The following is a 13636-nucleotide window of genomic DNA, read 5'->3' as shown; positions in this document are numbered from 1 at the left end:
GTTAAAAACCGATGCGTTTCCCCGGCTCGCGACATAATGGGCAGGGAGCCCAAGCTCCTGATAGTGTGAATATTTAGATGCGCTGACGGCATGGATGCCGTGCTTTCGACTATTGGGGAACTCTCGTTTTATGCGTTCAGCTCTGCCTGCTTTGACACTCGTCGCCTGTGCCCTGCTGCCCCAGGCCGCCCTCGCTGGCGCCCGGTTCGAGGTGCCAGACTACCTCTTGCGCCTGCCGGAGCAGACCTACCGGCTCATCGAGCACAACTTCAGCACCCTCTACCAGCAGACCGACTTCACCCCGCAAATCACCAACAGCTATTTCAACCACTCGGATCTCTACCGCTTCGCCGGCATTCCCCTGGCCATCACGCCGCAAAACGGCTTCCAGATGGAGGTGTTCGGCCAGCTCTACAACAAGTCGTCCCAGATCTATGCCCAGATGAGCCAGGATCTCTCCCTCTATCGCACCCTGCGGGTGGACATGATGGGGGATCAGAGCGACGAGATCGCCATCGGCATGGGGCTCGGCATCCCCCTGACAACTCGCCTCACCGTCAAGGCGCTCGCCTCCAGCAACGAGATCCCGGGCTATGGCTCCGCCAATTACGCCATCGGGATGGAGTGGTACTTCTAGAGACCATTTCGCCACGCAAAAAAGGCTCCCGAGGGAGCCTTTTTGCAGTGCAACGCCATCAGGGGTAGCGGATCACCGCCCCCTGCCCCCCTTGCAGCACCAGGGTGCTCCCCAGGGGCGTCTCGTCCCAGAAGTCCGTGCCCCCCGGCGCCAACGGGAACTCGCAGGGGTGCTCCCCCCAGTTGAACAGGCAGAGCAGCTCGCCGCTCCCGGGCAGCGCCACCCGCCCGCGCTCGAATGCCATCCCCTCGAAGCGGGCCGCCGGGGTGCGCGCGGCGCACAGGGCGAGCAGCTTGCCAAGGCGCGCCCCTTGCGCCTCGTCCAGATCCTGCAATCTGTCCCCCGCCAGTACCATGCCACCGCTCGCCACCAGGGCGGCCAGGTGGAAGTCGTACTCGGCGCGGCTCCCGTGCTGGCCCGGGATATCCCGCAGGCAGACGCAGTCGGGGTCCAGCACCCAGAGCCGCTCGTGCTGCCAGGCGCGGCAGAAGGCTTCTCGCGCTATCTGGCGAAAACGGGGGCCCCGGCGCTCCACGTCATCGCTCACCCGCATGCCGTGCACCAGGCCGAGGCTCGGCCACAGCGGCGCATTGCAGCCGAGCAGGAAGGCCCCCTCCCCGGCGCCGCGCAGGATGGCGGCCATGCCGCGCCGATAGGCCTCCACCCGGGTGGCGGCGGGGTCGTGGAAGCGACCACCGTGGATGGCCCCCCAGAAGTTGGCATCGAGCTTGAAGTAGTGGATGCCCCACTGGGTACGCAGGGTGCGAAATACCTGCTCCAGGTGCGTCTGCACCTCGGGGTGGGTGCCATCCAGCACGTACCAGGGGGTGCAGCGCCAGCCCCCGTAGGTGACCCGCTCCGAGGGGAGCGGCAGGCCATCCTCCCCTTTCACGAACCAGTCAGGGTGATCCTGGAACACTCGGGAGCCGGGCTCGGCGATAAAGGGGGCGACCCAGAGCGCAGGCTCGCAACCGGCGGCGCGGATCTCCCCTGCCAGGGCCGCCACCCCCTCCTCGAACTTGGCGGAAGGGGTGAGCCAGTCCCCCATCTTCGCCTGATAGCCATCGTCTATCTGCACGTAGCGCAGGGCCGGGAAACGCTCGGCCCGCACCGCCAGGTTCTCGCGAATGTCCGCCGCGCTCACGTTCGCGTAGTAGTGATACCAGGAGCACCAGCCGCTCGGGCGCGTGGGCACCTCCCCCACCAGGGAGCCGTGCTCGGCGGCGATATGCTGCGCCAGCGTCGCGAGCAGAGCCTCCCTGTCCGGCCCCTCCAGGCAGATCAGCGCCTCGCTCTGCCAGTGCGCACCCGGCGCCAGGGTGCGCCCTTCGGTGTTCATCACGATCTCGAGGCGCCCGTCGGGATGGAGGCGAAACTCCCCGCCAAAGCGCTGGCAGCTCGCAAAGGCCAGCAGCAGCCAGCCCCCCTCCTGCGCCACCAGCAGCAGGTTGTGCACCGTGTGGTAGCCATCGTCGGCGGTGATGCGATAGACAGACGCATCGGGGCAGCGGCCCAGGTGCTCGGGGGCATTCCAGCGTCCCCCGGTCTGGGCCAGCATCTGGAACCCCTCTCCGTAGATGGCCGCGTCGGGCGCAAGTCCGAGATCCCCCTCAAACAGCCGCCAGTGGTGGACGGCCTCGGACTGCTTCCCGGTGTTGTCAAGCCTCACCCGGCAAAGCGGCCCCTCCCATTGGCGGGTTTGCAGCAGGGTGTCAGGGAGGGCGGGATCGGCGGGCAGTTGGCGCAACCGGGCCAGGAGAGAGGGGGTCGACATGGGAACTCCTTCTTGTGAATGGGGATGAAGCCGGGGCCATTGTATCCCCTGCGGGCCAGTTGACCCTGTTCCCTCCCCCCCGTGCCTGTTAAACTGCGACCTTGCTCACACTTGCCAAGATGAGGCCCCCGTGCTGCTGCAACGCACCCTGCGCTACCTTCGTGATTTTCTGGTCATCATCGCCTGTCTGCTGGCAGGCAAAGCCGTGGCGGCCATCCTGCCCTTCGCCTTCCCCGGCAGCATCATCGGCATGCTGCTGCTGTTCGTGCTGCTCTCCTTGCAGATCGTCCGCTTCTCCTGGGTCGAGCTGGGGGGCGGCCTGCTGCTGCGCCACATGGGGGTGCTGTTCGTGCCGGTGGCGGTGGGCCTGGTGGCCTGGCTCGAGCCCCTGCGCCAATCCTTCGGTCTCATCATGCTCTGCGTCGTGCTCGGCATCGTGCTCATCCTGGGCGCGGTCGGCCACCTCTATCAAAGGATGAACAAGCCATGATCCTCTGGTTCGCCCTGCCCCTCACCCTGGCCCTCTATTTCATGACCCGGGCCCTCTACCGCCGCCTGCCCTGGCCCGTCATCAATCCGGTGCTGATCCCCACCGCCGTCATCATCGGCCTGCTGCTCTGGCTCGATCTGCCCCTGGATCAGTACCAGCAGGGGGCCTCACCCCTGACCGCCCTGCTGGAACCCGCCGTGGTGGCCCTGGCCCTGCCGCTTTACCAGCAGGCGCGCCAGATCCGCGACAAGCTCACACCCATCCTGGCCTGCACCCTCACCGCGGTGCTCATCTCGGTCTGCACCACCCTGGGGGTCGGCCACCTGATGGGGGCGGATCCGGCGCTGCTCGCCTCCATCGCCACCAAGTCCATCACCACGCCGCTCGCCATGAGCGTCAGCCAGTCCCTCGGCGGCATTCCCGCCATCGCCGCCGCCGTGGTGGTGGTGGTGGGGATCCTGGGGGCCCTGGCGGGCTATCCCCTGCTCAAGCTGATGCGGGTCACCGACCCCGAGGCCCAGGGGCTCGCCATGGGAGCCTGCGCCCACGCCATCGGCACCGCCGCCTCCGCCGAGCAGGGAGTGACCCAGGGCGCCTTCTCGTCGCTGGCCATGGTGGTGTGCGGTGTGCTGACCGCAGCCATCGCCCCCCTGCTGTTCGCCCTCTACCACTGGCTGACCTGATCCCCGTTGCCATGGCCGCCCCTGCGGCCATGGCCTCTGTGCCCTTTCACCGTTTCCATCCGATACCCTCGCCTCCCTGATGCCGGGAGCTGGCGCACAGATTGCGAAAGACAAACGTTTCCTTTACCATCCCCGCCCCTTTGCCCATCAAGGCGTGAGCGCGCTCACACAATTCGCCGCGCTTGCTCCCTACAATGGCCCCCCAATTGGCCTTTGAGGACACAGTATGCATCCCCGCTTTGCCAAGCCATTCGAGACCCTTTCCGCCCCGCTCCAGGCTGCCCTGCTGCCCATGCTGGGGGACGATTTCCAGGCCCGTTTCACCCCGGACCAGGTCGCGACCCTGAAAGCCGCCACCGGGCTGGATGACAGGGCCCTGCGTCTGGCCTTGCTGCCGCTGGCGGCCGCCTGCTCGGTGGCCCCCATCTCCAGGTTCTTCGTCGGCGCCATCGCCTGCGGCCTGAGCGGCACCTGGTACTTTGGCGCCAACATGGAGTTCGCGGGCCAGGGGCTGTTCCACTCGGTCCACGCCGAGCAGTCCGCCATCTCCAACGCCTGGCTGGGTGGCGAGACCGGGATCTCCGAGATCACCGTGAACTACACCCCCTGCGGCCACTGCCGCCAGTTCATGAACGAGCTGAGCACCGCCAAGACCCTGAAGGTCTCCCTGCCGGACGATCTCAGCGAGCTGCAATCCTTCCTGCCCCACTCCTTCGGCCCCGCCGATCTCGAGATCACCGATGCCCTGATGAGCCCCCAGGCTCACGACGAGCTGGTGCTCGAGAGCGACGATCCCCTGTGGCAGGCTGCGCTCGCCGCCGCCCGCCAGAGCTATGCCCCCTACAGCCAGGGCTATGCCGCGGTGGCGCTGCAGTTCGAGGACGGGCGCATCTTCTGCGGCCGCTATGCCGAGAACGCCGCCTTCAACCCGAGCCTGCCGCCGATGCAGATGGCCTGCGCCCACGCGGTGCTGGGTGGCGAGGATCTCGCCACCGTGCGCCGCGCCGTGCTGCTGGAGAGCAAGGATGGCCAGATCAGCCAGCGGGACTCCGCCCAGTCCACCCTGAAGGCGCTGGGCTCCGTCGAGCTTGAGTACAAAGCCGTCTGACCCCGGCATCCGCCAACGGGAAGGGGAGCTGCGGCTCCCCTTCTTACTCTCTGCCCCTCAGCCCCTTTCTCTGCGCCTCTGGCGCCGTGCATTAGATGCCCCCCTGCCCCATGTGAGGGCGGTCTCCCTCCGATGACCTTATTGGCAGACCTCCTCTGCGGCGGCGGGAAACGTTGGGGAAGGCGTCAATGCCCTGCCCTCGCCCCTTGCGGTCCCCGTGTGTGACCCCAAGATGCATTTGCCAAGCCACTGGGATCCCGCCTCTCCATGGATTTTGCAAATACCTTTCCCTGCCTGTTCCCCCGACGCGGGGCGGCATGGTGGCAGCGGGAAACGTCGGGGAAGGGATAAATACCCCGCCCCTGCCCCTTGCGGCCCCCGTGTGTGACCCCAAGATGCATTTGCCAGCCACTGGGATCCCGCCTCTCCATGGATTTTGCAAATACCTTTCCCTGCCTGTTCCCTCGATGAGGGGCGGTATGGCGGCAGCGGGAAAGGTCGGGGAAGGGATAAATACCTCGTCCCCGCCCCTGGCGGCCCCCGTGTGTGACCCCAAGATGCATTCGCCCAGCCACTGGGATCACCCCTCTCCATGGATTTTGCAAATACCTTTCCCTGCCTGTTCCCCCGCCGCGGGGCGGCATGGCGGCAGCGGGAAGCATCGGAGAAGGGGTCAATGCCCCAGCCCCGCCCCCTGTCGGCTTGCTTCCCCCTGAAATACAGCGGGGGAGCCACTGGCTCCCCCGACTGTCATTGATGTGGCCCATATGGCGGCGCCGGCCCCTGTCAGGACTCCCACAGGATGCGCTGGCTGCCGGACCAGCGTTCGCCGATGTCCGCGTATTTTTGTTCCAGCAGGTGGCGGCGGATCTTCATGGTGGGGGTCAGCACCCCGTTCTCGATGTTCCAGGGGCTCTTGACCACCAGGATGCCCCGCAGGCGAGCATGGGATTCCAGCTTGTCGTTGACCCGGTTGAGGGCGGCCTCCAGCTGGGCTTCCACCCCGGCCTTGTCCCCCTTCATGGCGCTCTCGGCGAGCTGCACCAGGGCGACCGGCTGCGGCATGCCGTAGCCGATGACGCAGAGCTGCTCGATGATGGGCTCCTGCCCGAGCATCCCCTCGATGGGCACCGGGGCCACGTACTTGCCCTTGGCGGTCTTGAAGACGTCCTTCATGCGGCCGGTGATGGTGAGGTAACCCTCCCTGTCCAGCTTGCCCATGTCACCGGTGTGCAGCCAGCCCTCGGCGTCGATGGCCTCTGCACTGTGCTCGGGATCCTTGTAGTAGCCCACCATCATGCCGTCGCAGCGACAGAGGATCTCCCCCTCGTCGGAGATCTTGATGGTCACCCCGGGCCCGGCCTTGCCGACGGTGCCTATCTTGTCCGCCCGGAAGGGGTAGTTGAGGGTGGAGTAGGCGTGGTTCTCGGTCATGCCCCAGGCCTCGGTGATATGGATGCCGATGCTGTGATACCACTCCAGCAGCGCCGGGGCCACCGGCGCAGAGCCGCAGCCCAGCACCCGCGCCTGATCCAGCCCCAGCCCCTTTTGCAGCTTGCTCTTGATGAGGCTGGAGACGAGGGGGATCTTGAGCAGCAGCGCCAGCTTTTTCTGGGGCAGCTTCTCGTGGATCTTGATGCGGAACATGGCCCAGAGCCGCGGCACCGAGATGAAGACGGTGGGACGGCAGCGCTTGACGTCCTCGATGAAGGTGTCGAGGGATTCGGGGAAGGCGATGGTGGCACCGCTGAACAGGCTGCCGCCGTAGATGTAGACCCGCTCGGTGATGTGGGCAAGGGGCAGGTAGGAGAAGCCGCGATCCTCGGCGGTGAGGGAGACCGCCTCCACCAGCTTCTCGCAGGACCAGGCGTAGCGCTCCACGCTCAGCATGGCCCCCTTGGGCTTGCCGGTGCTGCCGGAGGTGTAGACCAGGCTCAGCAGGGCATCCGGCGCCTGCACCGGGCTGTCCGGGATGGGGTCGTATTGCGCCAGCAGATCGTCCCACTGGTGGACGGCCGGCATGGTGTCATAAGGCAGAGCGATACGCAGCAGATCCCCGGGCACCCCCGCCTCCTGGCTCTTCCAGTCGTCCAGCTTGCCGACGAAGATCGCCCTGGTTTCGCTGTGGCGCAGCACGTATTCGATGGTGTCGACGTTGGCGGTGGGGTAGATGGGCACGCTCACGTATCCCCCCATCTGCATCGCCAGATCGGCGATGAACCACTGGGCGCAGTTCTTGGAGAGCAGGGCCACCTTGTCACCGGGCACCAGGCCCAGGGCGCGCAGTGCCGTCACCATGCGCCGCGCCTCGTCGGCAACCTCACCCCAGGTGAAGTCGACGTATTCGCGGTGGATGGTCTGACGCAGATAGATTCGGTCGGGACACTGCCGCTCCCAGTGATAGAGCATCTCGAGCGGCAGTCTGGTGGCAATGCGTGAGGTGGAGGCCATGGTTTAATCCCTGAAACAAAAGGCGAGCCTCATTATTAACCTTTTGATAACACTCAGGGAAGCAGATTACTTAAACTTGTGTTTGAACTGCGAATGGGATCAAGCTTCCGCCTGGGCCTGCAGACGCTTCCACATCTCCTGCACCAGCACCTCGTCCTGCTCGGAGAGCTCACCCTGCAAGATGGCCTCGTTCAGGCTGCGCAGCACATAGCTCTTGACGTCCCGCACCAGGGTCTTGCCCTCCAGCTCGGCGCGCGCCACCGCAAGGGAGATGTGCCCTCGCAGATAGCCACCCGCAAACAGCTCGTCTTCGCTGGCCGTGGCGACCATGGCGTCGATCAGTCCCAACAACTTGTGTTCAAAATCGTGAATCGTCATTTAACGCAGCCTCATTTCCGGGGTTGCCGGCAAAAAATTCGGGGAGTGGAACCGCGATCCGGTTGATCGCGGCTCTCTGGCGCCAGGCCAGCCGCATCCTTGATGTCCTATTCCGGGTTGGCCACCGGGTAGATGACCTGATCCTTGTATCCCGTGGTTATGCGCAGATAACCACTCAACGACCGGTTCAGTGCCGGATCGTCGGTGTCCACCAGCAGCGGACGGCCTTCTAGCGCCGCCAGCTTGGCTTTGGTGGCGAGCACCTGGATATGCTCGCGCCCGACGGCCCGGATCACGTCTGGACTCAATTGCTGATTTCCGCGCCCGAACAGATGTCCCTGACCGCCGATCAGGGTGATGATCAGACGGCAGCGACGGCCGCGGATCCGGGTCAGGATCTCGGCGGCGCTGAGATCCTGCCCGATAAGCCGGCCATTTTCCACCAGATCCACACCGAGCAAGGTATTTTCCAGACCCAGCTCCCCCATGCAGGCGGCCACCGTGCTCCCCGACCCCATCAGGTAGAGGGTATCGGGCTCCATCTGCTCCACCACACCGGCGGCAAGATCGGCGAGCACCAGCTCCTCGGACTCCCGCCCCCCCTGCTTGACCGCCTGCACGTAGCGCAGATCCCCGGGCACCAGCAACTGGCCGTAGTGGCGGGCGCGCACCTTGCCGGCGCGAAACGCCTCCTCGTCGATGTCCATCACCTCCGCATCCACCAGGCTCAGAAGCTCCCCTGCGATCATTCTGGCCGCCACCCGGCCACTCGCCGCCGGCGTCACCCCGTAGACCCCGGAGTGGATCTTGCACCCCGCCGGGATACCTAGCACATGGCAGGACTCCCCCACCGCCGCGCAGATGTCACGGGCGGTGCCATCGCCACCGGCGAAGAGCAGCAGATCCACCCCGGCATCGCGCAGGGCCAGGGCGGCAGCCCGGGTGTCCTCGGCACTCGTCTGCGCCCCGGCAGGCCGATGGACGATGCGATGGGGCAACCCCAGCTCGGCGGCGAGGTCGGCCCCCATCTCTTCGGCCACCGTCAGCAGCTCGAATGACGTGGTCAGCTCGCACAGGGGCAACAGGGCCTGGCGGGCCCGCTCCCGGGCCTTGGGGACGGCCCCGCGCGCCAGCGCCTCGGCGACCATGCCGTCACTGCCCTTGAGACCGACGGCCCCGCCGATGCCGGCGACGGGGTTGATGATGAGCCCTAATCGAAACATGTTTCCCTCCTGTTGGATCGCCGCCATTTTTATCTTTTCCCGCCACTGGGACAAGCCATGACCCCCTGCTAAAATGCGCGGCTTCTACCTCAATCACTGTTCAACCAAGGTTCAATCATGCTGGAATGGATTGCGGACCCCTCCGCCTGGGTCGCGCTCGCCACCCTGACCCTGCTCGAGATCGTGCTCGGCATCGACAACATCATTTTCATCTCCATCCTGGTGGGTCGTCTGCCGGAAGCCCAGCGCCAGAAAGCGCGCATCCTGGGGCTGGGGCTCGCCATGGGCACCCGCATCCTGCTGCTGCTCTCCTTGGCCTGGGTGATGCGCCTCACCGAGCCCCTCTTCACCGTGCTGGGGGAAGCCATCTCGGGACGGGATCTCATCCTGCTGGTGGGGGGTCTGTTCCTCATCGCCAAGAGCACCCACGAGATCCACCAGAGCCTGGAAGGGGCCGCCGAAGAGGCGGGTGTGGTGAGCAAGACCGCGGGCTTCCTGTCCACCCTAGTGCAGATCGCCATCCTCGACATCATCTTCAGCCTGGACTCCGTCATCACCGCCGTGGGCATGGCGGATCATGTCCCTGTCATGGTGCTGGCCATCATCATCGCCGTCGGCGTCATGATGTTTGCCGCCAAGGCCATCGGCGACTTCGTCGATACCCACCCCACCATCAAGATGCTGGCCCTCTCCTTCCTTATTCTGGTCGGGGTGGCGCTGATGGCCGAAGGGCTGGATCTGCACATTCCCAAGGGTTACATCTACTTCGCCATGGCCTTCTCGCTGGTGGTGGAGATGATCAACATCCGCCTGCGCGGCCACCAGGAGCGGGCCAAGTAAACCGCGACCTGCCGAGAGATGGCCAAACAAAAAGCGCGACCCAGGGTCGCGCTTTTTTATTGCCCCGCCAACGGGGCGCCTTGGGCTCAGAGGGCGTTGCGAGCGGCCACGGCGTCCGCCAGGTTGCGCAGCAGCACCTCGGTATCGGCCCAGCCGATGCAGGCGTCGGTGATGCTCTGGCCGAAGGTGAGCTCGCACCCGTCCACCAGATCCTGGCGCCCTTCCACCAGGTGGCTCTCCACCATGACGCCGAACACCGCCTTGCTGCCGGCACGCAGCTGACCGGCCACGTCCTCGGCCACCAGCATCTGGTTCTTGAACTGCTTGCTGCTGTTGGCGTGGCTGAAGTCGATCATCACTTTCTGGGGCAGACCGGCCTTGTCCAGACCACTCACCACCTCATCCACGTGACGGGCGCTGTAGTTGGGCTCGCGGCCACCGCGCAGGATGATGTGACAGTCCGGGTTGCCAGCGGTCGAGACGATGGCGGAGTGGCCGTACTTGGTCACCGACAGGAAGTGGTGCGGGGCGCTGGCGGCGCCGATGGCGTCGATGGCCACCTTGATGGTGCCGTCGGTGCCGTTCTTGAAGCCCACCGGGCAGGAGAGACCGGAGGCCAGCTCGCGGTGTACCTGGGATTCGGTGGTACGGGCGCCGATGGCACCCCAGCTCATCAGATCCGCCACGTATTGCGGGGTGATCATGTCGAGGAACTCGGAGGCGGTCGGCAGCCCCATGTCGTTGAGATCCAGCAAGAGCTTGCGACCCAGGCGCAGGCCGTCATTGATCTGGCAGCTGTTGTCGAGGTAGGGATCGTTGATCAGCCCCTTCCAGCCCACTGTGGTACGGGGTTTTTCGAAGTAGACCCGCATCACGATCTCCAGCTGATCTTTCAGCTCGTCGCGCAGCACCTTGAGGCGTTTGCCGTATTCCAGGGCGGCGACCGGATCGTGGATGGAGCAGGGGCCGATCACCACCAGCAGGCGATCATCGTCGCCGGCCAGGATGTTGTGGATGGCCTGACGGGATTCAAACACGGTGGCCGAGGCGGTGTCGGTCGCCGGAAACTTCTCAAGCACCGCAACCGGGGGCAATAACTCTTTGATTTCACTGATACGAACGTCGTCGGTTTGATGCTGCATGACCAAGTTTCCTGCTAGATGACTGCGATAAAGAGATCTCAATCTAGCCCTGTGCCGGGTCGGTGTAAATAGAAAATTACATTCTTCGGCAAGGAATTTTATTATCGCACCTTGCAAGTTTGCATAATGCTGCTAGGAGGCATGAAAAAAGCGGGGGGCAGAGATGAAAAGGCCCGCACGAAGCGGGCCGAAAGGGCTCAGGCCTGACTGACGCTGGCCAGCTTGTCGAAGTAGTCCGGGAAGGTCTTGGAGGTGCAACCCGGATCATTGATGGTGACCGGCGTATCGGAGAGTGCCACCAGGGAGAAGCACATGGCGATGCGGTGATCGTTGTAGGTGTCGATGGCCGCGTGGGTCAGCTGTGCGGGCGGGATCACGGTGATGAAGTCGTGCCCCTCCTCCACCTCGACGCCCAGCTTGCGCAGCTCGGTCGCCATGGCGTGCAGGCGGTCGGTCTCCTTTACCCGCCAGTTGTAGATGTTGCGGATGGTGGTGGTGCCCTCGGCAAACAGCGCCGTGGTGGCGATGGTCATGGCCGCATCCGGGATGTGGTTCATGTCCATGTCGATGCCGTGCAACGGCCCCTGCTCGGCCTCGATGAAGTCATCGCCCCAGGTGATGCGGGCCCCCATCTTCTCCAGTACGTCGGCGAAGTGGATGTCCCCCTGGATGCTGTGCTTGCCGATGCCGGTAACCCGCACCTTGCCCTTGATGGCGCCCGCCGCGAGGAAGTAGGAGGCGCTGGAGGCATCCCCTTCCACCAGGAAGTCCCCCGGGCTGACATAGGTCTGGTTGCCCTTGATGTAGAACACCTTGTAGTCGTCGTGCTCGATGACCACCCCGAACTGCTTCATGATGTGCAGGGTGATGTCGATGTAGGGCTTGGAGACCAGCTCCCCCTTGATGTGGATGCGGGTGTCGCCAGCCGCCATGGGGGCCGCCATCAAAAACGCCGTCAGGAACTGGCTGGAGACGGAGCCGTCGATGTGGACATCGCCACCCCAGAGCCCCTTGGCATCCACCACCAGGGGCGGATAGCCATCTTTCTTCAGGTACTGGATGTGGGCACCCGCTTCGCGCAAGGCATCCACCAGGTGGCCGATGGGGCGCTCTTCCATGCGCGGCTCGCCGCCCAGGGTATACTCGCCGGAGCCCAGGCACAGGGCGGCGCACAGGGGGCGCATGGCAGTACCGGCATTGCCGAGGAACAGGTTGACCGGCGCCGAGACCGCGAAGCTGCGACCCAGACCGTGCACGGTGCACTCGGTCTTGTCGGCGGAGAGCTTGTACTTGACGCCGAGCTGGGTCAGCGCCGCCAGCATGTGGCGGATGTCATCGCTGTCGAGCAGGTTGGTCAGCCGGGTGGTGCCCCGGGCCAGGGCCGCCAGCAGCAGGGCCCGGTTAGAGACACTCTTGGAGCCGGGCAGATTGACCACCCCGGCCACGCTAGAAATGGGTTCCAAACGCAACGAATTCATAGACTTCCTGTTCGATCTCAATTAAATCACCTGACCGGACGTTAACAGCCCGCGTCCCCCGCGGCAAGTTCGACAGTGGCACGACCGCGGGAGAGGGCCGCCTGGGTCAGGATGGGTCTGAAAAACAGACGCCGGGGAGTCCCCGGCGTCTGGCAATGGGGAGGCACGCCTCAACCGTGGCGTTTGGCAAAGTCATCCATAAAGCTGACCAGGGCCTTGACCCCTTCCAGGGGCATGGCGTTGTAGAGGCTGGCGCGCATGCCACCGACGATGCGGTGTCCCTTGAGGGCCAGCAGACCGGCCGCTTCCGACTCCGCCAGGAACAGCTTGTCCAGGGCCTCGTTCTTCAGCTGGAAGGGCACGTTCATGCGGGAGCGGCAGGCCACATCCACCTTGTTGCCATAGAAGCTCGACTGATCGAGGTAGCCGTAGAGGAAGTCGGCCTTCTCCTTGTTGCGTGCTTCCATCGCCGCCAGGCCACCCTGCTCCTTGAGCCACTCGAACACCAGACCGGCCAGATACCAGGCGTAGGTGGGGGGCGTGTTGAACATGGAGTCGTTCTTGGCGGTGAGCTGGTAGTCGAAGATGGACGGCACATCGGCGCGGGCCTGGTTCAGCAGGTCATCGCGCACGATGGCGATGGCCAGACCAGAGGGGCCTATGTTCTTCTGGGCACCGGCGTAGAGGATGCCGAAGCGGCTCACGTCGAGGGGACGGGAGAGGATGGTGGAGGAGAGATCCGCCACCAGGGGCACATCGCCGGTGGCCGGGATGTCGAACATCTCGATGCCATCGATGGTTTCGTTCGGGCAGTAGTGCACATAGGCGGCATCGGCGCGAAACGCCGGCGTCGGCAGCAGGTGGGAGACCCCCTGCTCGTTCTTGGCCACCCCCTGGAAGGTCTGGATGTCACCGTATTTCTGGGCTTCATCCACGGCGCTCTGGGCCCAGACGCCGGTCACCAGGTAATCCGCCTTCTTGTTGGCGCCACCCAGCAGGTTCATGGGCACGGCGGAGAACTGGCCGCGGCCACCGCCGTGCATGAAGAGCACCTTGTAGTTGTCCGGCACCGCCAGCAGGTCGCGCAGGTCCGCTTCGGCCTTCTCGGCGACCGCCATATAGGGCTTGCCGCGATGGGAAAGCTCCATGACCGAGGCTCCCAGCCCCTGGAAATTACAAAATTCGCGCTGGGCGCGCTCCATGACTTCAACCGGCAACATGGCGGGGCCGGCGCAGAAGTTGTAAATCTGTTTGCTCATGACGCTTTCCGTGAATGGATGTGTGTGATCGGTGACTCGAACGTTTTTACACGACAGTCCCCCGTGGGGGCAAAGGCTTTTTGGGATCCAGCGCAACCTTTTGCCCTGGTGCCACCGGGCACCCATCAGACAAAAGCCCTGAACGGGCCAGGGCTTGCAGAGAATATGCATGG

General features: G+C 64.7%; 12 protein-coding genes. 5 read left to right on the top strand and 7 right to left on the bottom strand.

What is annotated here, in order from left to right; translation table 11 throughout:
* Window positions 1–130 precede the first annotated feature (130 nt).
* Window positions 131–637: a hypothetical protein gene (locus tag AB5Y47_RS07710; RefSeq protein WP_368220097.1), complete on the top strand. Its 507-nt coding sequence runs from the start codon at window positions 131–133 to the stop codon at window positions 635–637.
* A gap of 58 nt (window positions 638–695) precedes the next feature.
* Here AB5Y47_RS07710 and AB5Y47_RS07705 read toward each other — a convergent pair whose 3' ends face one another.
* Entirely contained in the window at window positions 696–2411 is a 1716-nt protein-coding gene (locus AB5Y47_RS07705) for a glycoside hydrolase family 36 protein (RefSeq protein WP_368220096.1), read from the bottom strand.
* 130 nt (window positions 2412–2541) lie between these two features.
* Between AB5Y47_RS07705 and AB5Y47_RS07700 the strand changes: the two genes are divergently transcribed.
* From AB5Y47_RS07700 to cdd, 3 genes are all read left to right on the top strand, one after another.
* Window positions 2542–2901 (top strand): CidA/LrgA family protein, encoded by a 360-nt coding sequence (locus tag AB5Y47_RS07700; protein ID WP_010674461.1) that lies wholly within the window; start codon window positions 2542–2544, stop codon window positions 2899–2901.
* Window positions 2898–3584 (top strand): LrgB family protein, encoded by a 687-nt coding sequence (locus tag AB5Y47_RS07695; RefSeq protein ID WP_041212945.1) that lies wholly within the window; start codon window positions 2898–2900, stop codon window positions 3582–3584. The genes AB5Y47_RS07700 and AB5Y47_RS07695 overlap by 4 nt, the downstream gene beginning before the upstream one ends.
* 226 nt (window positions 3585–3810) lie before the next feature.
* Window positions 3811–4692, top strand: coding sequence for a cytidine deaminase (gene cdd, locus AB5Y47_RS07690; protein ID WP_010674459.1), 882 nt, complete (start codon window positions 3811–3813; stop codon window positions 4690–4692).
* 786 nt (window positions 4693–5478) lie between these two features.
* On the opposite strand, the gene AB5Y47_RS07685 is transcribed toward cdd, so the two are convergent.
* The 3 genes from AB5Y47_RS07685 to AB5Y47_RS07675 all read right to left on the bottom strand — a co-directional run bounded on the left by AB5Y47_RS07685 (window position 5479) and on the right by AB5Y47_RS07675 (window position 8744).
* Window positions 5479–7143, bottom strand: coding sequence for an AMP-binding protein (locus AB5Y47_RS07685; RefSeq protein ID WP_368220095.1), 1665 nt, complete (start codon window positions 7141–7143; stop codon window positions 5479–5481).
* Between the two features lie 99 nt (window positions 7144–7242).
* Window positions 7243–7521, bottom strand: a complete 279-nt coding sequence (locus AB5Y47_RS07680) for a YfcL family protein (protein WP_010674457.1) — start codon at window positions 7519–7521, stop codon at window positions 7243–7245.
* Window positions 7522–7628: 107 nt separating this feature from the next.
* Entirely contained in the window at window positions 7629–8744 is a 1116-nt protein-coding gene (locus AB5Y47_RS07675) for an ATP-NAD kinase family protein (protein WP_042881832.1), read from the bottom strand.
* Window positions 8745–8861: 117 nt separating this feature from the next.
* On the opposite strand from AB5Y47_RS07675, the gene AB5Y47_RS07670 reads away from it, so the two are divergent.
* Window positions 8862–9584 (top strand): TerC family protein, encoded by a 723-nt coding sequence (locus AB5Y47_RS07670; RefSeq protein ID WP_010674455.1) that lies wholly within the window; start codon window positions 8862–8864, stop codon window positions 9582–9584.
* Between the two features lie 86 nt (window positions 9585–9670).
* Here the strand turns inward: AB5Y47_RS07670 and aroG are convergent, their stop codons facing one another.
* From aroG to serC, 3 genes are all read right to left on the bottom strand, one after another.
* On the bottom strand, window positions 9671–10726 hold the full coding sequence (gene aroG, locus AB5Y47_RS07665) for a 3-deoxy-7-phosphoheptulonate synthase AroG (protein WP_041212942.1): 1056 nt from the start codon (window positions 10724–10726) through the stop codon (window positions 9671–9673).
* Between the two features lie 197 nt (window positions 10727–10923).
* Entirely contained in the window at window positions 10924–12204 is a 1281-nt protein-coding gene (gene aroA / locus AB5Y47_RS07660) for a 3-phosphoshikimate 1-carboxyvinyltransferase (RefSeq protein ID WP_041212941.1), read from the bottom strand.
* A 170-nt stretch (window positions 12205–12374) separates the two neighbouring features.
* A complete protein-coding gene (gene serC / locus AB5Y47_RS07655; protein WP_010674452.1) occupies window positions 12375–13463 on the bottom strand; it encodes a 3-phosphoserine/phosphohydroxythreonine transaminase in 1089 nt (362 codons plus the stop codon).
* Window positions 13464–13636 lie beyond the last annotated feature (173 nt).

It is taken from the genome of Aeromonas sp. R7-2 (assembly GCF_040908105.1).
GTDB classification, from domain to species: Bacteria; Pseudomonadota; Gammaproteobacteria; order Enterobacterales; family Aeromonadaceae; genus Aeromonas; species Aeromonas caviae.
This window is presented reverse-complemented; position numbering and strand designations above follow the sequence as displayed.

What these genes read in the sequence shown, in the direction of transcription:
- AB5Y47_RS07670 (WP_010674455.1), top strand. Translation starts at nt 8,862, where the DNA reads ATGCTGGAATGGATTGCGGACCCCTCCGCCTGGGTCGCGCTCGCCACC.
- AB5Y47_RS07705 (WP_368220096.1), bottom strand. Translation starts at nt 2,411, where the DNA reads ATGTCGACCCCCTCTCTCCTGGCCCGGTTGCGCCAACTGCCCGCCGAT.
- AB5Y47_RS07680 (WP_010674457.1), bottom strand. Translation starts at nt 7,521, where the DNA reads ATGACGATTCACGATTTTGAACACAAGTTGTTGGGACTGATCGACGCC.
- aroG (WP_041212942.1), bottom strand. Translation starts at nt 10,726, where the DNA reads ATGCAGCATCAAACCGACGACGTTCGTATCAGTGAAATCAAAGAGTTA.
- AB5Y47_RS07675 (WP_042881832.1), bottom strand. Translation starts at nt 8,744, where the DNA reads ATGTTTCGATTAGGGCTCATCATCAACCCCGTCGCCGGCATCGGCGGG.
- AB5Y47_RS07710 (WP_368220097.1), top strand. Translation starts at nt 131, where the DNA reads ATGCGTTCAGCTCTGCCTGCTTTGACACTCGTCGCCTGTGCCCTGCTG.
- serC (WP_010674452.1), bottom strand. Translation starts at nt 13,463, where the DNA reads ATGAGCAAACAGATTTACAACTTCTGCGCCGGCCCCGCCATGTTGCCG.
- cdd (WP_010674459.1), top strand. Translation starts at nt 3,811, where the DNA reads ATGCATCCCCGCTTTGCCAAGCCATTCGAGACCCTTTCCGCCCCGCTC.
- aroA (WP_041212941.1), bottom strand. Translation starts at nt 12,204, where the DNA reads ATGAATTCGTTGCGTTTGGAACCCATTTCTAGCGTGGCCGGGGTGGTC.
- AB5Y47_RS07695 (WP_041212945.1), top strand. Translation starts at nt 2,898, where the DNA reads ATGATCCTCTGGTTCGCCCTGCCCCTCACCCTGGCCCTCTATTTCATG.
- AB5Y47_RS07685 (WP_368220095.1), bottom strand. Translation starts at nt 7,143, where the DNA reads ATGGCCTCCACCTCACGCATTGCCACCAGACTGCCGCTCGAGATGCTC.